Genomic DNA, 19620 nt, shown 5'->3' on the forward strand with positions numbered 1-19620 from the left:
CGGGCGCCGCGCTGCGGGCGTAACCGGCGTTCCCGCCGCCCGCACCGGCAAACGCCACCGCGCACCCACCGGAATCGCTACCCCGGGGTGCGTGCATGCCTCGGCCGATCGCCGGCGGGACAGGCCGACGGGCCGCGCCCGGGACGCCGACCGGGTGAGCGAGGCCACCGGCCGGCACCCTTCCCCGTCCCGGCCCGAACTGCCAGGGTGAGGCCGTGATCGACTCTCAGGTGACACGTCGTGTCGTCGCCGACTTCCTCCGTTTCGTCCGCTCTGGCGCGGCGCCGCAGCGGGCGTCGGAGTTCATGGCGCCGGTGGTGCGCGCCCACCAGGTGCGGGCCGAGGACCTGGCCACCGTGGAACGGACACCGGACGACTACGCCGACCACGTGCGGGAGATGACCGTCACCTGGGGAAGCTTCGACCTCACCGTCGAGGAGTTCCTGGTGGACGGCGCACGGGCGTACGTCCGGCTGGCCCAGACGGGGCGTCACCTCGCGCCAGTCGACGGGATCCCGCCGACCGGCCGGACCGTCCGCCAGATCAACTCCGTCGTCTACCACGTCGAGCACGGGCTCATCACGGAGTACTGGATGCAGATCGACCGGGCCGGCCTGGTGGCCCAACTCCGGGCGGACGCCTGACGACGGTCCCCGCACCAGCGCCGTCGAGGGTGTTCCCCGCCCGCCCCAGCCGGCACCCGTGCGGCTCGCGGCCCAGCCCCCGAGCGGGGTCGGGCCGCGAGCCGCGTGGCCTCAGTCGGTGCAGGACGGTTCGTCGAAGTGGCCCGGTGTGCTCGGGTACGCCGCCCCGGCCCCCTGATCCTTGTTGTCCCGCGGGTACACGTAGGACAGTTCGAGGAAGGCTGAGGTGCCCGCCGTTGTCACGTCGGACGGGCTGCGCCCGGCGCCGGTGCCCCACGCCAGCCGGGTCAGGAAGTCCTGCATGGCCGGGCTGTGCTGGCGGACGTCGTTGAACCCGCCGTACGCCGAGTTGCAGTGGGTGAACAGGTTGTAGGCGCCGTTCCAGTCGAAGAGCCGGTCGCCGTTGTTCGGCCCGTTCGCCGTGACGTCACCCTGCAGCACGTCCCGGTCCCAACCGCCGTAGATCCAGTCCGTACCGTGGTGGTGCTGGTTGTCCGCCACCTCACCGTTGTCCAGCCCGGTCATCTCGAACCACAGGCAGGGGTCGACAGTGCCCGTGGCCGTGGTCACCGGCCAGGCCCCGGCCGCGCAGCCGTTCGGGTACGAGCCGCGCGGACGGAAGTCCAGCAGGTCGGAGCCGAGCACGGCGCTCACCGCCGGACCGCTGGTCGCGCCGGCGCCACCGAAGAGATGGTCCACGTACTGGTCGTGGTCACCGCGGGCCGCGGCGCTGAACGCCCCGTCCACCTGGCACTGCGGCTCGGCCGCGTCGAGCGCCGGGTCACAGCCCTTGCCGCCCCACAGGACGTCCGACCCCTCGGAGCCGAAGAGCTGGTCGCCGCCGCTGTCACCGTTCGCGACGTCGTCGCCGAAACCGGCGTGGATGTTGTCCGCCCCGGATCCGCCCCGGATCCGGTCGTCACCGCCAGCCGTGAGGCCGGAGTGCGGCATGGGCGCGGAGGTGGAGGCGCCGATCCAGGCGTCGCCGTCGGTGTCGTGCAGCAGGTCGATTCGGCGGTCGTAGTCGCCCGGCCGGAACCCGGTGTACGTCTCCTGCGGCGGCGAGGACAGCGTGACCGTGAAGCCGAGCGCCGCCACGTCGTCGGCGTTCAGGTGCTGGTTGACGATGCCACCCCGGTCGCCCAGGATGGCGTCCCGGCCCGCCTCGCCGTACAGCGTGTCGGCACCCAACTCGCCGAGGACGTCGTCGTCGCCGTCACCGCCCCGGATCGTGTCGTCGCCGTCCTGCCCCCAGATCCCGTCGTCCCCGGCGTCGCCGAACAGCTGGTCGGCCCCGTACGCCCCGGCCGGCTCGCAGGTGGCCTGGGCCGTCGTGCAGAAGCGGGTCGACGGCCCCGGCAGCGCCGGGTCGTGCGTCCGGGCCACCGTGGCGTCCGCCGGCACCGCGCCGGTCGGGTAGCGCTCGGTGTAGACCCGCTCGGTCTGCTGGCCGTTCGCGGCGACCACCGTGCGCAGCAGCGAGCCGTTGTCGCCGAGCAGCACGTCCGCGCCCCCGTCGCCCTCGATGAGGTCGCCGGCGTCCCGGAAGCCGCTGGCCGCGCTACCGCCCAGGAGGTCGTCCTGGCCGTCGGGCCCACCGGGCCCGACCAGCGCGGCTGGCGCCGAGGGCTCGCCCGGCCAGCCGGCGTCGGGCAGCGGCGTCACCGTGCCGTGGCCGGTCCCGGTGAGGGCGGCGTCCCCGCGCAGCAGGTCCGCGCCGCCGTTGCCCTCCAGGTAGTCGCCGCCGCCGTCGCCGGTGAGGGCGTCGTCGCCGTCCTGGCCCCACAGCGTGTCGACGCCGTCACCGCCGCTGATCCGGTCCCCGCCGTGCCGGTTGGCGTCGGCCGCCGCCCGGTCCAGCAGCACCACGATCCGCGGGCCGAACGGCACGCCGCCGTCACCCATCCGGACGGTCACCGCGCTCGGCGCCTCGCCCGGCAGCGGTCGCAGCACCGCGCCGTTGTCACCGATCATCGCGTCCGAGTCGGGGCCACCGAACAACACGTCCGCGGCGTCCGGTTGGCCGGTCGTGGCCGCACCGGACCCGTCGTACGCGGTGCTGGATCCACCGACCAGGTCGTCGTCGCCGTGGTTGCCCTCGACCCAGTCCGAGCCCGGGCCGCCCTCGGCGAAGTCCGCCCCGCCGTCGGCGTGCACCCGGTCGGCGCCGCCCTGGCCGAAGATCACGTCGCCCGCGTCGCCCCCGGAGATCAGGTCCCCGCCGCTGGTTCCGGCGGCTGGCGTGAATCCGAGGTCGAGCAGGGTGACCCGGCGGGACGGCCCGGCTCGGCCCTGGGTGACCCGAGTCGCGTCGGCGCCGGCCACGGTGAAGCGGGCGTTGTCGCCGGCCATCAGGTCGCTGTCGGCATCACCGAAGAGCTGGTCACCGGTGTCGGGCCGGCCGACGCCGGCGACGGGCTCCTGGCTGGAACCGCCGGCGATCTCGTCCTGCCCGGCGTTGCCGTGCACCACGTCGGCGCCGTTGTTCCCCTCCAGCTGGTCGTCGCCGCCGTCGCCGTCGACCCGGTCGGCGCCGAGGCCGCCGTACGCGAGGTCGGCGTCCGCGCCGCCGGAGATCACGTCACCGGCGCCCGCTCCCGGCACATCGCCGGCGAGGTCCAACGGGTACGGCCCGACGTCGCCGACGCGCGGCGTGCCGTTGTCACCGACGATGCGGTCCGTACCGGCCTCGCCGTAGATCCGGTCCTGCCCGTCGGCCGCCCCCGCGACGCGGGAGCCGCCGTGCAGCACGTCGCCGGCCGGCCCACCGAAGATCTGGTCGTCGCCGGCGTTCCCCTCGGCGGTGTCCACGCCGTCGCCGCCGTAGAGCCCGTCGTCGTCGACGTTGCCGAAGAGCAGGTCGTCGTCGCCGTCGCCGTGCAGTTGGTCGACGCCGGCCGCGCCCCAGGCCCGGTCGGCGCCCGCGCCCAGGTGCAGGGTGTCGTTGCCGAGCTGGCCGCAGGCCCGGTCGTCGCCGCCGCCCAGGTCGGCCCGGTCGTCGCCGCCGCCGGCCGCGACCCGCTCCATCCCGGCGCCGCCGAGGATCAGGTCCCGGTCGCCCTGGTCGGCCGGGCTCGGCTGGCCGTCGGCGACCGTCGCGTCGGCGCACGTCTCCGCCGGCAGGTGCCGGTCACCGAAGACGACCGAGCCGCCGTCGCCGCCGATCACGTGGTCCCGGCCCGGGCCGCCGACCAGCAGCTTGGTTTGCGCCTGCACCCCGGTCGGCAGCGGCGTGTGCGCCACCTCCCGGAACCGGCCGTACCCGTCGTCGTCGCCGGCCGGGCCGACCTCGGACGGCTCGGCGAGCACGTGGTCGTCGCCGGGGCCGCCGAACACCTCGTCGGTGCCGTACCCGCCGATCAACACGTCGTCGGCGCCGTAGCCGTGGAGCCGGCCGGTCTGTCCGTTGGCCGAGTGGGAGACGACGAGGTCGGTGCCGGCGCTGCCGTACACGGTGTCCTGGCCGCTGCCGGTGTCGACCTGGTTGGTGAGGCCGGCGTCACCGGAGCCGTCGTCGTCCACGTCGGCGGGGATGGTGGTGTCGAAGGTGTGGATGGTGTCGTTCCCGCGGCCGCCGTTGACCGTGTCGCCGCCGGGACCGCCGACCAGCAGGTTGTCGCCACTGGGCCGGTCGTCGGCTATGACGCCGAGCACGTCGTCGCCGCCGTTGCCGTACACCGTGTTGGCGCCGTGCCCGACGGTGACATGGTCGGTCGCGCCGGCGGCCGAGGCGGTGGGGTCGCTCAGCGTCGTCCAGTCGACCAGACCGCTGAGGGACTCGTCGCCGACCGACGTGTGCACCGTGGTCGGTGCGCGGTCGGTGCCGCCGAGGCCGCTGTCGCCGGCCACCACGTTGTCGCCGTCGCCGGTCGTGACGGTGTCCGCGCCGGGGCCGCCGGCCACCCGGCTGACCACGCCGGGCCCCTCCGCCGTGACGATGACGTCGTCGCCGCCCCGCCCGTCGACATATGCCGGCCCGGTGCCGGTCCGGATCTGGTCCCGGCCGTCGGAGCCGAGAACCACGGCCGCCCGGTCGAAGGCCGACGTCCTCGTGCCGTCGCCGCTGCTGTCGCCGTCGCCCAGCAGCAGCACCGACATCGCCGCCTTGGTCTCGTCGGGCGGCTCGTAGCCCCGGCCGTCGACGACCACGCGGGTCAGTCCGGGGTCGAGGAACTCCTGCCGGCGCCCGAGCGCCTCGACCGCGAAGCCGTCGAAGTCGTCGCTCGCGTCCTCCTGGCCGGCGTCGGCGTAGTGCAGCGCGTACACCTTGACCACGTCGCCGGCGTAGGTGGCGCCGCCGTTGTCCCAGGCGGCGTGGCCACGCTGGTCCGCCGTGCCGAACTTGCCGGCGAAGACCACCAGGGTGTCCCCGGTCGTGCCGCCGAGTTCCGGTGGCGGCGGTGTGCAGTCGGGTTGCGCCCGGAAGTTTAGCAGGACCGCGTCGACCAGGGTGAAGTCGAAGGTCTTGGAGAAGAGGACGAGGTCGATGGTGATGTAGACCTTGAGGAACACCGAGAGCTGCCCGCTGGTGGTGAACAGACAGATCGGGTTGACCAGCAGCGCCTGGAGGAACTCTCCGGTGCGGAACTTGCCGTCGTTGTTCGGGTCGTTCCAGCTGAAGCCGATGGTGAGTCGGATCCCACCTTCGATGCCGGCCTTGAGGAACAGCACGGACACCTGGGCGCCTGCGGCGATCTCGCCACGCAGGGTGACCACCGGGACGGCCGTGCCGGTGCTGTCGGTGGTCTTGAAGTAGAGACCGTCGAGCAGCTTGACCGCGTCGACGTCGGTGCCGTCGGAGGCAGCCTCGATGGCGTGCCGGATGCCGGCGGTGTCCAGGCCGGCGATGAACCGGGCGGTCACCGACGCGCTGCCGGCCAGCGTGATGAGGACCGGCGGCGGCGCGTAGACCGGGCCGAAGGACTGCCGCCAGCTGAAGCCGAGCGTGAGTGGCCCGGAGTCGAAGCCGATGAGCTCGACGTCCTGCCCCATGAGCAGGCCGAACAGGGAACCGGGGTTGTCGAAGACCGGGAAGGTGAAGCCGATCTTGTCGGCGGTGGACTTCCCGCCCGCGCCCTTGGCGAAGATCTTCTCGCCGTCGTCGCCGGCGGCGGTGTCGACGGCGGCCTTCACCTCGTCGGCGGACTTCGCCTTGGTGAACGCGTCGGCCCGGTCGATGAGGCTCTCCGCGGACGCCGGCGAGACCTCGGTGGTGAGGGCCTTGTCCGGGTTGACGAGGAACTGGCCGAGCGGGATCGAGCAGCCGGCGTCGCAGTCCGGGATCCGGTTGATGAACGTGACGACGGCCCGCACGGTGTCCACGAAGGACAGATCCGGTCCGTCGTTGAGGGTGCTGAACTGCTTGGCCAGCCAGACCAGGGTGATGTCCGGTCCCCCGGTCGCCTTGGACAGGTCGGAGAGGACGGGTATCGGGGCGTACAGCGTGTCGACGACCGGCTGCAACGGCCCGGTGACCGCCTTGAGCTGCTCCACCACCGGCTTGAGGATCTTGTCGAAGAACGCTCCCGCGTCCAGGGCGATGTCGGTGAACGTGATCCGCAGGCCGTTGTCGGGGCCGTCCCCGGCCGCGGTGAGCGCGCCCCGTTGGTGGGCGAGCTGCCAGCTCAGCCCGAACCGCGCGCTGATGCCGGGCAGCGCCGAGGCGGCCCCACCACCCGCGTCGACCGTGGCCGCCAGCTTCCAGTCGATCCTGACCTTGGCGGTGAGGTCGGTGGCGATCAGCGAGCCCAGGTCACCGAGCTCGGCCAGGGTCAGCTTGGCGTCCGGATCGTCCGCGCATTCCCCGGCCGGGGTGTCGCCGAAGCAGCTCTGCTCCCCCGCCGAGCCCTTGAGGTCGATCGCGAAGTACGCGCTGACCAACGGGTCGGTGCCCTGCTTCTGAGCGTTGACGCGGATGAACGCGAGCTGCGCGGCCAAGTCCGAGGGCATGTCGAAGGATGCGCCGACCTGGAGTTCCGGCGCACCGTCGCCGGAGTGGGTGGCCACGTAGAAGCCCTCGTCGCGGTCGAGCACCAGGTCCAGCCGCAGCTTCCAGCCGAGCCGGGCCTCGATGCCGTCGGTGGCGCCCTTCGCCGCCTTCAGCGACAGGCCGGGCACGCCCAGGTCCAGCGGCACGTCGGCGCCGAGACAGCCATCACCGGCGCAGCCCTGCTGCGGCGACGGGTCGCCCTGGCCCGCGGTGAGGGTGATCCGCACCGACTGGAAGTCCTCCACACCGCACGTGTCGGCGTCGTTGCGGCAGGTCACCGTGCTGCTGGCGCCGGGCGCCAGCTCGCCCAGCACCTCGTCCAGGGCGGCCTGCACGCCGGCCCGGTCCGCGGTGGTGTCGGCCAACACGGGCCCGATCGCGGCCTTCACGTCCTCCCGCAGGTCGGCGATGAACCGCTCGCCCTGTTGCAGGTCGTCACCGACGAGCGGCAGCTTGCCGTCGAAGCTGGCCAGTCGCAGGGCCTCCTCGACCTTCGCGAGGTAGCCGTCGATGCCGACGTTGAAGTCCGTGAGTTTGAGCGCGAGGTTCTCGAAGCAGGTCGTGAGGTCCGGCGTGGTCGTCTGGGCCGCGAGGTCCAGTCCCAGTTCGAGGGAGAGCACGTTGCTCGCGCCACCGGGATCGCACCCGTTGACGACGACCGGGGCGCGGGCGCAGATCGGCTTGTCCGCGCCGCCGACGCCGTCGCCGCAGTCGGTGCCGGCGGTGGTGACGCTGGGTGTGACGGCGAGCAGGCCGGTGATCGGGCCGTCCGCGGCCAGGCCGCCGAGGCCGAAGCTGAGGTTGGTGCGTACCGTTCCGTGATCGGGCGCCTTGCCGAGGTCGACCGCGAGCGGACCGACCCGGGCGGCCACCGCCAGGTCGGTGACGCCGCCGGTCACCGTCACACTGGCCGACGAGCTCCGGTCCAGCAGGGGAACGCCGTCCGCGCGCAGCGGCAGCAGCAGGCCGAGCTGCGCCCGGGCGTCGACGTCGACCGTGTAGGCGCCGGATGTCTCCAGGCTCACCAGCTCGCGAGCGCCGTCCCAGCCGAAGGTCAGCGGGCCGCCGGTCTGGAAGCCGCGCTTCCAGTCCAGCCCGAGCCGCAGGTACGGCCCCCCGGCCCGCTCGTCGAGGGTGAACGCGACCCCGCTGCCCTCGCCGATCGCCTTGTTGAGCACGTCGAGCGCGTCCTGGAGCGTGTCCGGCGGCGCCGCGAGCAGCCGGTCCACCGCGTCGGCCAGCTCGGGACGCAACGCGTAGGCCGTGCCGTTCGCGGGGGTGGGTGTGCCAGCCGGGTCGATCCGCAGGGTCTGCCCGTCGACCCGCTCCAGCACCCGGTACGCCTTGCTGCCGATCACCACGGCCCGGTCGGTCAGCCTCGGGTCGAACCCGCTGGCCGTGTCCCGGGTGGTGTCCTTGAGCAGGAAGCTGGTGCCGTCGGTGACGTAGCTGACCCCGGCGCCCACACCGCTCTCGTCGCTGCCGAGCAGTTCCCGTGCCGATCGGCCGAGCAGCGGGATCTCGGTGTCCAGCGGGCCCGAGCCGACGGCTGGCGCGCCGAGCGCCGCGTCGACGAGTTGGAGCGCCTGCACCACGAGGGCGAAGAGCGCCTTGGGATCGTCGGGGTTGAAGTCGAGCGCGAAGAGCCCGTCCAGGCTCGACGTGTCGACGGTGGGTTGGCCGCCGGCGGTCCAGCTCACGTCGACGCCGACGCCGGTGCCCAACGCCCCGGCGGCGCCGGGCACGCTGAGGTCGACCCGGCCGGCGGTCTTCACCGAGTGGGTGACGCCGAGCAGCGCGGTCGGGTTCTGTTTGAGCTCGGTGAAGAGGGTGCCGAGGCTGATGTCCTGCGCCTGCTTGAACCGCACCTCGATCATGCGCTGCCCGGCGGCGGCCGGCCCGACGGCGAGGTTGCCGCCCAGCTTCACCTTGAGGAACCCGGCGGTGGCGTGGAAGTCGACCGCGGTGCTGATCGGGAAGTCGGCGGCGAACAGCGGGGTGGCCGGGTCGGTGCGCAGCAGCACCCGGTCCGCGTTCGCGGCGGGGCTGCCCCGGTCCTCGGAAAGGTCGAGCACGAGGGTGACGCTCCCCGTGTAGCGGGGCTTCACCGTGGCGAAGCTGGCCTGGGCGTTCGCCGCCCGCAGGCCGACCTGCTTGCCACCGACGCTCCTGGTGAGGGCGCCGCCCAGCTCGACCGCGCCGGTGTGCGGGCTGGAGCCGCTGACCACCCAGGCGCTGTCCGCGGCCGGCTGCCCGCCGATCCAGTTCTCCTTCAGCGTGACCGCGTTGGCCGTGTTGCTCAGCACCGTGCCGGCCGAGGTGCCCGCGACCACCCGCTGGCCGACCAGCCCACCGGGGGCGAAGCGGTTGCCCTCGACGGTGAAGCCGTCGGCGCTGAAGGCGGCGCCGCGACCGGAGACCGAGGGTGCACCGGGGTCGAGCGGCACCTCGACGGTGGACTCGTGCTCGAGCTTCACCCGGAACACCAGCTTGTCGTCGGCGAAGGAGAGCCCGTCCACGGGCATCTCCGCCTCGGCGAGCAGGGCGAGCAGTTGCTGGATCGAGGTGAACTTCGGCTGCCCGGCCTTGGCCGGGTCGTCGACACCGGGTTGGAACTGCGGGTCCTCGGGGCGCGGGTGGACGTGTTCCTGGAGGAAGGCGGTGATCTTCTCGTTCACCTTCACGGCGTCGGCGAAGGTCCCGCGCAGGAACGGCAGGTCCAGGTTGCCCGCGGGCCCGCTCTGCTGCACGCCGCCGATCAGGGTCGCGAGTTGGGCCAGACCGGCGGCCAGGTCGACGGGGCTCATGGCGCGGAACCGGCCGATCGTCTCGTCGAAGCCGGTCGTGGTGACGGTCGGCGTGCCGACCGAGATGTCGTTCCAGTCGATCGTGACCGTGGCGGCGATCGGCGGCAGCGCTACCGGCGCGCCGGCAGTGGCCGCCCCGAGCTTGATCACGCCGTGCACGGAGCCGGGGCCGGGCTCGACCTCCGTGTCGGAGACCCGGCCGCCGCCGGAGTTGTCCAACGCGACCTGGACCAGGCCCGCGAGCGAGCCGGCGGCCCCGAGTTCGCCGGTGCCGGCGCCCGCCGGGGTGTCGAAGGCGAGGCGTCCGTCGCCGTTGGGGTCGGTGAGGGTCACCTTCAGGTGGGTACGCGCCTCCAGGGTGCTGCCCGCCGTCAGAGTGACGCCGAGGATGCCCACCGAGGCGGTGGCCTCGTCGAGGTCGGTGCGGAGTCGGGCCACCGCGTCGATGTCGATCCGCGGCGTGTCGCCGTCGCGCACCAGGTAGGTCTCGCCGGAGGCGGTGTGCCGGGCCCGCAGGTGCAGCGTGGCCCAGCCGGTGACGGTGACCGCGTCGGCGACGGTCACCCCGGAGACGGCGAGATCCTCCTCGGCGATCTCCCGCTTGGTGGTGAGCACGACGTCGAGCAGATGGTCGCCGCCGCTCTCGGTGACCGCGCTGGTCAACCGGGTGCCGCCACCCAGGTCGACGTCCCGCGTCAGCCCGCCGGCCAGCGCGTCGGCGGCCGTCCGGGCCAGCTTGTCCGTCTCGACGAGCGCGCCGGGGCTGGCGCCGAGCAACGGCAGGGGCTGGGCGAGCGCCCCCACCCGGGACAGACCACCCTCGGCCCAGGTGGCCGTGCGGTTCATCAGTCCCTTGAGGGCGGTCTCCCACGCCTCGTCGGCGTGCGCGGGCGCCGCCGTCCACACCAGAGCGAACGTCGCCGCGAGCAGGGTCGCGACCGCGGCAGCGGTCAGACGCCGTAGAGCCACCATGAGCCACCTCGTCTCGGGGGATGGCCGTCTCCGACGGCGCGTACGCCAGCACACCGATCACGGATATCGCTCGCAATGAGTGTGTCCACTTGGTGACAGAGCGTCGAACCGATCAGCCAGTCCGCAGGTGGCCGGGCGGATCGCTTGTGGCAGCTTTGAGGTTCACGCGCACGGGCCCGGCCGGGAGGGGGTTCCGGCCGGGCCCGCGGGGTTCGAATCGCCTACGGGTACGCGGTGACGTACACCTGCTGGTTGGCCGCGTTCGCGGTGCCACCCGAGTTGTTGATCACCCGGTTGATGGTGCCGACGCCACCGAGGGAGACGGTCACCAGGTTGGTGAACCGCACGTTCGGGTTGTTCGGCACCTCGAAGGCCCGGTCGGCGACCACCGCGGGGTTCACGTTGAAGTAGCAGTAGCTGCCCATGCCCCACCCCTGGTGGCTGGTCACGCCGTCGCCCACCTTGTACGCGGCGTAGCCCCGGGTCGACCCGTTCATCCAGGCGGCCTGGTTGGGCGGGTCGTACGGCATCTCGTTCTGGTAGAAGTAGGTCCGCCCGCCGTTGCCGTTCCAGACGGTCTGGTACTTCTGGTAGTGCTCCACGAAGAGGCCGTACATGGTGACGTTGTCGCCGTTGACGGTGAGGCCGGTGTCGGCGGTGTTCAGCGTCCACCCGGTGGGCACGCCCGAGGCCGCGTGGTCGGCCCGCCACAGCCACATGTGGTCGCCGATCACGTTGTCGCTGTTGACGGTGAGCGTGTTGGTGGCCTTGCCGACGTGGGGTCCGCCGATGCGGAAGAACACGTCGTGCAGCGAGGTCGGGTTGGCGGCGTGGCTGGCCGACGAGCCGGCCGGCCCGACCTCCATGAGCACGGGCGAGTTCGTGGTGCCGGCCTCGAACATGATGCCGGCCACCTTCACACCGTCCACGTCGGCCACCCGCATGCCCACCGTGCCGTTGTCCGCCTGGATGGTGGCCAGGCCGAGGCCGAGGATCACCGTGTCGGGTCGGTTGACCTGGATCGGCTCGGTGACGTGGTGCACGCCCGGGGTGAAGAGCAGGTGCCTGCCCTGGGCCAGCGCGGCGTTGATCGTGGCCGCGCTGGTGCCGGGCTGGACGACGAAGAACTGCGACAGCGAGATCGACGAGCCGGCCGGGGTCTTGCCGTACCAGCTGGTGCCCGTCGAGTTGGTGCGCAGCGCCGGCACGAAGACCCGGTACTCGCCGGTGCCGTCGACGTAGAGGAACGGCTTCTCCCGTACGACCGGCGTCTGCGCGACGACGGTGTGCGACGGGTTCGGGAAGTGCGGCGGCGGCGCGCCCACGACGCCCTGGAAGACCATGTTCCACACCGAACCGGTCCAGCCGTTGCCGAACTCGCTGTTGCGCGAGTACCACTGCTGCTGGGAGCCGGAGACGACGAGGCCGTCGATCCGGGTGTCGGCCATGAGGCCGCCGCTGGACCAGCCGTCGCCGCCGTTCCAGAGCTGGATCTGGTTCTGCCCGCCGCGCAGGTGCATGCGGCGGTACGGGGCGGCCTGGGAGACCGCCCAGCGCTCCACGGTCACGCCGGCGGGCAGGGTCACCGAGAGGTTCTCCGCCGACCGCCAGAAGTTCTGGGTGGCGTTGCCGCCCATCCAGAACGCCTCGACGCGGACGTGCCCGTTGAGGTTGACGTCGTCGGGGCTCAGGCCGAGGCCGGCGACCTGGGTGAAGAAGCCGAGGTTCACGTCGGCCGTGTAGGTGCCGGGCTTGAACAGCACGGCGTACCGCTGCGGGCCGAACTGGTTCATCTCCTGCTGGGTGAACAGGGTGTTCAGCCGGCTCTGGATGGTGCTGGTCGGGGTGCTCGGGTCGAAGACGTACGTGTTCGGCCCGAGGTTCGGGTTGCGCGGGTCGGTCGGCGGGATGGACGGGTCGCCGCTCCCGCCGCCCGTGGTGTTCACCTGGAACTCCCACAGCGAGTAGCCGTAGGTGGTGGCCCGTGCCGTGCCGTACATCCGGATGTAGCGGCCGCTGCCGGTGACGGTCAGGCTCTGCGTGCCGCCGGCGCCCGTCGTGGTGCTGTAGACGGTGGTCCAGGTGTTGCCGTCGGCGGACGTCTGGATCTGGAAGGCCCGGGCGTACGCGGCCTCCCAGGTGAGCACCACCCGGCAGATCGTCTGGGTGCTGCCCAGGTCCACCCGCAGCCACTGCGGGTCACTCGCGACGCTGGCCCAGCGGGTGCCGGTGTCGCCGTCGACCGCCGCGGACGCGGGCAGCCCGGCGTTCTCGGTCGAGGACGCGGTGGCCGGCCGGCCCTGGGCGGCGTTGGCGCTGCCGCAGGCCGGCGTGCTGCCGCCGGTCTCGCCATAGACCTGCAACTCCCAGAGCGAGTACCCGTAGGCGCTGCCCCGCGCCGTGCCGTACATCCGCACGTAGCGGCCCGCGCCGGTGACGGCGATGGTCTGGGTGCCGCCGGTGCCGGTGGTGGTGCTGTGGACGGTCGTCCAGGTGGCGCCGTCGTCGGAGGTCTGCAGCTGGAACGCGCGGGCGTAGGCGCCCTCCCAGGCGAGGGTCACCTGGCTGATGGTGGCCCGGGCGCCCAGGTCCACCTGGATCCACTGGGGATCGCTGAACGCGCTGGACCACCGTGTGCCCGTGTTTCCGTCGACCGCCGCGGCGGCCGGCGTGCCGGCGCTCTCCGAGGAGGACGCGGTGGCCGGGCGGCCCTGCGACAGCAGGGTGGGTGCGGCCTGCGCGGGCGGCGCGACGCCCGCGGGGCTGAGCGCCGCGACCAGGGCCACGGCGAGCCCGAGGAGCAGCCGCCGGCGCCGGTGCGGAGCCCGGCGTACGGATAAAGCGCGAGATGTCATGACTGTGCCTGTCGATAGGGGGCTGGGGGACGCCGGGCAGACGGGAGGGACGAGCGCGACCGAGCGCCGGGGTGGTGCCGCCGGGACGACGCCGAGGGTCGCGAGAGCGCTCTCGTTGGAGTGTTACGGCGGGGTTGCGACGTCGTCAAGACATCGATCTATAACACTGTTATTTATCCTGAAAGTCCACTCCGGAGCTTTTGTCGGGAGCCACGCCCCGCCCCGGCCGGCGTCGCACCACGCCGAGGACGCCTCCCCGGCGCCTGTCGAGCTGTCAGCGGCGTACGCCGCCGTCGGCGAGGAAGCGGGCGATGGGCAGCGTGGCCGCGCCGAGCGCCACCGCGTCCACGCCGAGGCGGCACAGCTCGATCGAGGCCTGCTCGTACGGCTGGCGCAGCGCCTGGCGGCCCGCCGCCTCGCGGACCGCCGGCAGCAGGTCACCGAGGGCCATGGCGGCCCAACCGCCCAGGACGACCCGCTCGGGGTTGAACAGGTTGATGAGGTTCGCCACGCCGGCGCCGAGGTAGGCGGCCGTCTCGTCGAGCACCCGGCGCGCGGTGGCCGAGTCGGCCGCCGCGTCGAGCAGGGCGTTGAGCTGGGACTCCTCGTCGTCACCGGGCACCGGGCGGCCCCGGCGCGCCTCCCGGTAGCGGTCGATGATCGCCTCCGCGCCGACGTACGCCTCGAGGCAGCCCCGGGCGCCGCAGCGGCACGGCCGCCCCCCGTACACCAGGGTGGTGTGCCCCCACTCCCCCGCGCTGCTGGACGCCCCGCGGTAGGTGACGCCGCCGGTCACCACGGCCGCGCCGACGCCCGAGCCGACCAGGGCGAAGACGGCGTGCCGCGCGCCCCGGCCGGCGCCGAACCACATCTCCGCCTGGCCGAGGGTCTTGGCGCCGTTGTCGATGTGCAGCGGCAGGTCGGTGCCCGCGGCGATCAGGCGCTCCAGCGGCACCCGGTCCCAGCCGAGGGCCTGCGCGTGCACCACGGCGTGCTCGCCCTGGCTGACCACGCCGGAGACACCGATACCGACACCGAGCACGTCGGCGGGTGCGACGCCGGCCGCGCCGGTCACCGCGTCGATCCCGGCGAGCACGTGCCCGGCGACCGCCTCGGGCTCCGTGCGCGCCGGGTCGAGTGGGTACTCGGCGCTCGCGAGCAGGGTCATCGCGAAGTCGAACAGCTCGACCCGCACGCGGGTCTCGCCGACGTCGACCCCCACGAGGAAGGCGTACCGGGGCGCGATCCGGAGCATCATGCTGGGCCGCCCGCCGTCGGACTCGGCGGCGCCGGCCTCGGCCACGAGGCCCTCCTCGATCAGGTCGCTGACCACGTTGCTGACCGCCGGCTGGCTGAGGCCGGTGCTGCGGACGAGGTCCTGCCGGGTCAGCGGACCGTCGAGGAAGAGCTTGGTCAGCAGGGCGGACCGGTTGCGCAGCCGCACGCTCCGGTTGGTGGCTCGCGCCAGCTCCACTGGTCACCTCGATCCCGTCGGTCGTCCGGAGCGACTGTACGGCCCCCGTGCTTGACGACCCACTGGACAACCACTTTAATGACGACATTAATTAAGCCTTGATGTAACTGTCGGGAAACGCCGTCGGAACCCCGCCGGCGCCGCCCGAAGACCCCGGCCGCACCGGCCGGCCCCCGTCGCCCCCACACAGCTCAAGACGGACGGCCGACGGGCCCCCAACCACTGCACCGGAAGGGCTGAACGTGTCGACGAGACGACACCTCGGGATATTCGCCGCCGCCGTCCTGGCGGCCGCCTCGCTGACCGCCTGCGGCGGCTCCGCCGACGACTCCGGCGGGTCGACCAAGACCCTCACGTACTGGGCCAGCAACCAGGGCGCCAGCCTGGAGGCCGACAAGACCATCCTCCAGCCGGAGCTGGACAAGTTCGAGAAGCAGACCGGCATCAAGGTCAACGTCGAGGTCGTGCCCTGGTCCGACCTGCTCAACCGGCTGCTCGCCGCGGCCACCTCGGGCAAGGGCCCGGACGTGGTGAACATCGGCAACACCTGGTCGGCGTCGCTGCAGGCCACCGGCGCGCTGGTCGAGTTCGACGACGCCACCCTGCAGGCCGTGGGCGGCAAGGACCGCTTCGTGCCGGCCGCGCTCGCCGCCGCCGGCGCGCCCGGCAAGCCGCCGGCCGCGGTGCCGATCTACAGCCTCGCGTACGCCCTCTACTACAACAAGAAGGCGTTCGCCGACGCGGGCATCACTGCTCCCCCGACCACCTGGGAGCAGCTCGCCGAGTACGGCAAGAAGCTCAGCACCGGCGGCAAGTGGGGCCTCGCGATCGAGGGCGCCAACCCGAACGAGAACGCCCACCACGCCTTCGCGTTCAGCCAGCAGTACGGCGGCGAGTGGTTCGACTCGTCGGGCAAGCCGACGTTCGACACGCCGCAGAACGTCTCGGCCGTCAAGCGGTACGTGGACTTCATGGCCGCCGACAAGATCGCGAACCCGAGCAACGCCGAGTACGCGCAGAACCAGTCCGTCTCGGACTTCGCCAACGGCAAGGCCGCCATGCTGCTCTGGCAGGCCGCCGGCTCGAACCTGAAGACGCAGAACATGCCGGCCGACGCGTACGGTGTCGCCCCGGTGCCGTTCCTGGGCACCCCGCCCGCCGGCGGCAAGAAGGTCAACAGCATGGTCGCCGGCATCAACATGGCGGTCTTCAAGCACACCAAGAACCGTGACGGCGCGCTGAGCTTCGTGAAGTTCATGACCAGCGACGAGGAGCAGACGATCCTCAACAAGACGTACGGTTCGCTGCCGGCCGTGAAGACCGCCGGCTCCGACCCGGCGTTCAGCGCCCCGGAGCAGAAGGTGCTCCAGGAGACGCTGTCCACCACGGCGGCCCCGCTGCCGCAGGTGCCCGACGAGAGCACCTTCGAGACGCTGGTCGGCACCGCCATCAAGGAGCTGTTCGCCGACGCGGCCAGCGGCCGCCCGGTCACCGAGGACTCGGTGAAGAAGAAGCTGACCGACGCGCAGCAGAAGATGCGCTGACCCCGGCGTCACCGGTGGCCGTGGCAGGGCGCCCTACCCGCCCTGCCACGGCCACCACCTGGCGAGAGGACCCTGATGGCAACCAGCACCACCGCGCCGGGCCCGGCCCGCCCCGACCGGCGTGACCCCCGGGCCGGAGCGCCGGCGTCGGGACCCGCCCGGCGGGCCCGCCGGCCACGGCGCTCGCTCCTGCCGTACCTGCTGCTCGTCCCGGCCATCGTGCTGGAGCTGGCGATCCACGTGATCCCGATGGTCGTCGGGGTCTGGATGAGCCTGCTGGAGCTGACCCAGTTCCACATCCGGGACTGGTCGACCGCCCCCTTCATCGGGCTGGACAACTACAAGGCCACGCTGGACATCCACTCCGCCGCGGGCCGCGAGCTGCTGCACTCGTTCTGGGTCACCCTCGCCTACACCATCCTGTCGGTGGGGCTGGCGTGGCTGCTCGGCATGGCCGGCGCCGTCGTGCTGCAACGGCCGTTCCGGGGCCGGGCGATCCTGCGGGCGCTCTTCCTCACCCCGTACGCGCTGCCCGTCTACACCGCCGTGATCACCTGGAGCTTCCTGCTCCAGCGGGACACCGGCCTGGTCAACCACGTGCTGGTCGACCAGCTCGGGCTGCTGGACGAGAGGCCGTTCTGGCTGATCGGCGACAACAGCTTCTGGGCGCTGCTCGTGGTGTCGGTCTGGCGGAACTGGCCGTTCGCGTTCCTCTGCCTGATGGCCGGCCTGCAGAACGTCCCGGGCGAGCTGTACGAGGCCTCCGCCATCGACGGCGCCGGGTTCTGGCGGCGGCTGCGGTCGGTCACCCTGCCCATGCTGCGGCCGGTGAACCTGGTCCTGCTGCTGGTGCTGTTCCTGTGGACGTTCAACGACTTCAACACCCCGTACGTGCTCTTCGGCGGCTCCGCCCCGCAGCAGGCCGACCTCATCTCCATCCACATCTACCGCAGCTCCTTCAAGACGTGGGACTTCGGCTCGGGTTCGGCCATGTCGGTGGCGCTGCTGCTCTTCCTGCTGGTCGTCTCGGCCGGCTACCTGCTGATCACCAACCGCCGGAGGGACCATGCGTGAGACCGCCGGTGAGCGCTGGGGCCGGCGGATCGTGCTGACCCTGCTCACCCTGTTCGTCGTCATTCCGCTGTACGTGATGGTCACCTCGGCGGCGAAGCCGCTGCAGGACGTGCAGAACAACTTCACGTGGTGGCCGTCCCGGCCCACGCTTCAGCCGTTCATCGACATGTGGAGCACCGTGCCGCTGGCCCGGTACCTGGTGAACAGCCTCGTGGTGTCGAGCATCGCCGCGGTGTGCTCGGTGGCCGTCGCCATCTTCGCCGCGTTCGCGGTCAGCCGGTACCGCTTCCGCGGCCGCGGCGTCTTCTCGGTGACCGTGCTCTCGACGCAGATGTTCCCCGGCATCCTGTTCCTGCTGCCGCTGTTCCTCATCTACGTCAACCTCGGCAACGCCACGGGCATCGAGCTGTACGCGAGCCGCCTCGGCCTGGTCATCACCTACCTGACCTTCTCGCTGCCGTTCTCGATCTGGATGCTCGTGGGCTACTTCGACTCGATCCCGCGCGGGCTCGACGAGGCGGCCCAGGTCGACGGCGCCGGCCCGCTGCGCACCCTGTTCAAGGTGATCCTGCCGGCCGCCGTGCCGGGCGTCGTGGCGGTCACCGTGTACGCCTTCATGACCGCCTGGGGCGAGGTGCTCTTCGCCTCGGTCATGACCGACGAGGGCAGCCGGACGCTGGCGGTCGGTCTCCAGGGCTACTCCACCCAGTTCAACGTCTACTGGAACCAGGTGATGGCCGCCTCGCTGGTGGTGAGCGTGCCCGTCGTCGCCGGCTTCCTGGCGCTCCAGCGCTACTTCGTCGCCGGTTTGACAGCCGGCGCGGTCAAGTGAGCACAACCATCGCAGAGGAGAACCGACCCGTGCCGGACCTGTCCAAGCTGCCGCCCGACTTCGTCTGGGGTGTCGCCACCGCGGCGTACCAGATCGAGGGGGCCGTCGACGTCGACGGCCGGGCTCCGTCCATCTGGGACACCTTCTCGGCGACCCCGGGCAACGTCGACAACGGCGACACCGGCGCGGTCGCCTGCGACCACTACCACCGCTGGCCGGAGGACGTGGGGCTGATGCGCCAGCTCGGCGTCGACGCGTACCGGTTCTCGGTGGCCTGGCCGCGGGTGCTGCCGGAGGGCGTGGGGCAGGTCAACGCCGCCGGGCTCGACTTCTACGACCGGCTGGTCGACCGCCTGCTCGCCGAGGGCATCCGGCCGTTCGTCACGCTCTACCACTGGGATCTGCCGCAGGCCCTCCAGGACCGGGGCGGCTGGCCGGAGCGCTCCACCGCCGAGGCGTTCGCCGACTACGCGGCGATCGTGGCCGCCCGGCTCGGTGACCGGGTGAGCGACTGGAGCACCGTCAACGAGCCGCTCTGCGTGTCCTGGATCGGGCACCTGGAGGGCAAGATGGCCCCCGGCGAGCGGGACCTCACCCGCGCGGTGCGCACCTCGCACCACACGCTGCTCGGGCACGGGCTGGCCACCCGCGCCGTCCGGGCCAACGCCGCCCTGCCGGCCTCGATCGGGCTGGTGCTCAACCTCAGCCCCATCGAGCCGGCCAGTGACCGGCCGGAGGACGTCGAGGCGGCCCGCCGGATGGACGGGCACGTCAACCGCTGGTGGCTCGACCCGGTGCACGGGCGCGGCTACCCGGCCGACATGGTCGCCACGTACGGCGTCGAGCCGCCCGTGCGCGGCGACGACCTGGACGTCATCGCCACCCCGACCGACTTCCTCGGGGTGAACTACTACTTCCGGCAGCTCGTCGTGGACGACCCGGACGGGCCGCCGCCGTACGCCCGGCAGGTGCCGGTGCCCGGCGCGGTGGAGACGGCGATGGGCTGGGAGATGTACGCGCCCGGCCTGGAGCAGCTGCTCGTCGCGGTGAACGAGGAGTACCGCCCGAAGAAGATCATCGTCACCGAGAGCGGCTCGGCGTGGGTGGACGACGTCACCCCCGACGGGACCGTGGAGGACAAGGAGCGCACCGACCACCTGGAGCAGCACCTCGCGGCGTGCACCTCGGCGGTCTCCCGGGGCGTGCCGCTGGCCGGCTACTTCGTCTGGTCGCTGCTCGACAACTTCGAGTGGGCGTACGGCTACGACAAGCGCTTCGGCCTGGTGCACGTGGACTACACCACCCAGCGGCGGACGGTGAAGGCGAGCGGGCACCGCTACGCCGAGCTGATCCGCGCCCACCAGCGGCTCGCCGGTGCGGCCGGTGCCGCCACGCCGGTGGCCTGAGAGCGGGCCGACGGGGTCCGGGA

General features: G+C 72.4%; 8 protein-coding genes. 5 read left to right on the top strand and 3 right to left on the bottom strand.

Annotation, left to right across the window (positions count from 1 at the left end; genetic code table 11):
* The first annotated feature begins 215 nt into the window (after positions 1-215).
* On the top strand, positions 216-644 hold the full coding sequence (locus ACSNOA_RS19270; RefSeq protein WP_436660170.1) for an ester cyclase: 429 nt from the start codon (positions 216-218) through the stop codon (positions 642-644).
* Between the two features lie 111 nt (positions 645-755).
* Here the strand turns inward: ACSNOA_RS19270 and ACSNOA_RS19275 are convergent, their stop codons facing one another.
* The 3 genes from ACSNOA_RS19275 to ACSNOA_RS19285 form a co-directional block, all read right to left on the bottom strand.
* On the bottom strand, positions 756-10409 hold the full coding sequence (locus tag ACSNOA_RS19275; protein WP_436660171.1) for a hypothetical protein: 9654 nt from the start codon (positions 10407-10409) through the stop codon (positions 756-758).
* Between the two features lie 224 nt (positions 10410-10633).
* Positions 10634-13267, bottom strand: coding sequence for a discoidin domain-containing protein (locus tag ACSNOA_RS19280; protein ID WP_436660173.1), 2634 nt, complete (start codon positions 13265-13267; stop codon positions 10634-10636).
* Between the two features lie 274 nt (positions 13268-13541).
* Positions 13542-14741, bottom strand: coding sequence for an ROK family transcriptional regulator (locus tag ACSNOA_RS19285; RefSeq protein ID WP_436660175.1), 1200 nt, complete (start codon positions 14739-14741; stop codon positions 13542-13544).
* 242 nt (positions 14742-14983) lie between these two features.
* Here ACSNOA_RS19285 and ACSNOA_RS19290 point away from each other — a divergent pair, with 242 nt between their 5' ends.
* From ACSNOA_RS19290 to ACSNOA_RS19305, 4 genes are all read left to right on the top strand, one after another.
* Positions 14984-16285, top strand: a complete 1302-nt coding sequence (locus ACSNOA_RS19290; protein ID WP_436660177.1) for an ABC transporter substrate-binding protein — start codon at positions 14984-14986, stop codon at positions 16283-16285.
* Between the two features lie 75 nt (positions 16286-16360).
* Positions 16361-17359: a carbohydrate ABC transporter permease gene (locus ACSNOA_RS19295; RefSeq protein ID WP_436660178.1), complete on the top strand. Its 999-nt coding sequence runs from the start codon at positions 16361-16363 to the stop codon at positions 17357-17359.
* Positions 17352-18191, top strand: a complete 840-nt coding sequence (locus ACSNOA_RS19300; protein WP_436660180.1) for a carbohydrate ABC transporter permease — start codon at positions 17352-17354, stop codon at positions 18189-18191. Before ACSNOA_RS19295 ends, ACSNOA_RS19300 begins: the two co-directional genes overlap by 8 nt.
* 29 nt (positions 18192-18220) lie before the next feature.
* Positions 18221-19597 carry a GH1 family beta-glucosidase gene (locus ACSNOA_RS19305; protein WP_436660182.1) on the top strand — a complete coding sequence of 459 codons (1377 nt, stop codon included), beginning with the start codon at positions 18221-18223 and terminating at the stop codon, positions 19595-19597.
* Positions 19598-19620 lie beyond the last annotated feature (23 nt).

Origin of the sequence: Micromonospora sp. URMC 103 (assembly GCF_051386435.1) — a bacterium.
GTDB lineage: Bacteria > Actinomycetota > Actinomycetes > Mycobacteriales > Micromonosporaceae > Micromonospora.

Coding starts and splice junctions, on each gene's coding strand:
- ACSNOA_RS19280 (WP_436660173.1), bottom strand. CDS start 13,267: ATGACATCTCGCGCTTTATCCGTACGCCGGGCTCCGCACCGGCGCCGG.
- ACSNOA_RS19295 (WP_436660178.1), top strand. CDS start 16,361: ATGGCAACCAGCACCACCGCGCCGGGCCCGGCCCGCCCCGACCGGCGT.
- ACSNOA_RS19300 (WP_436660180.1), top strand. CDS start 17,352: ATGCGTGAGACCGCCGGTGAGCGCTGGGGCCGGCGGATCGTGCTGACC.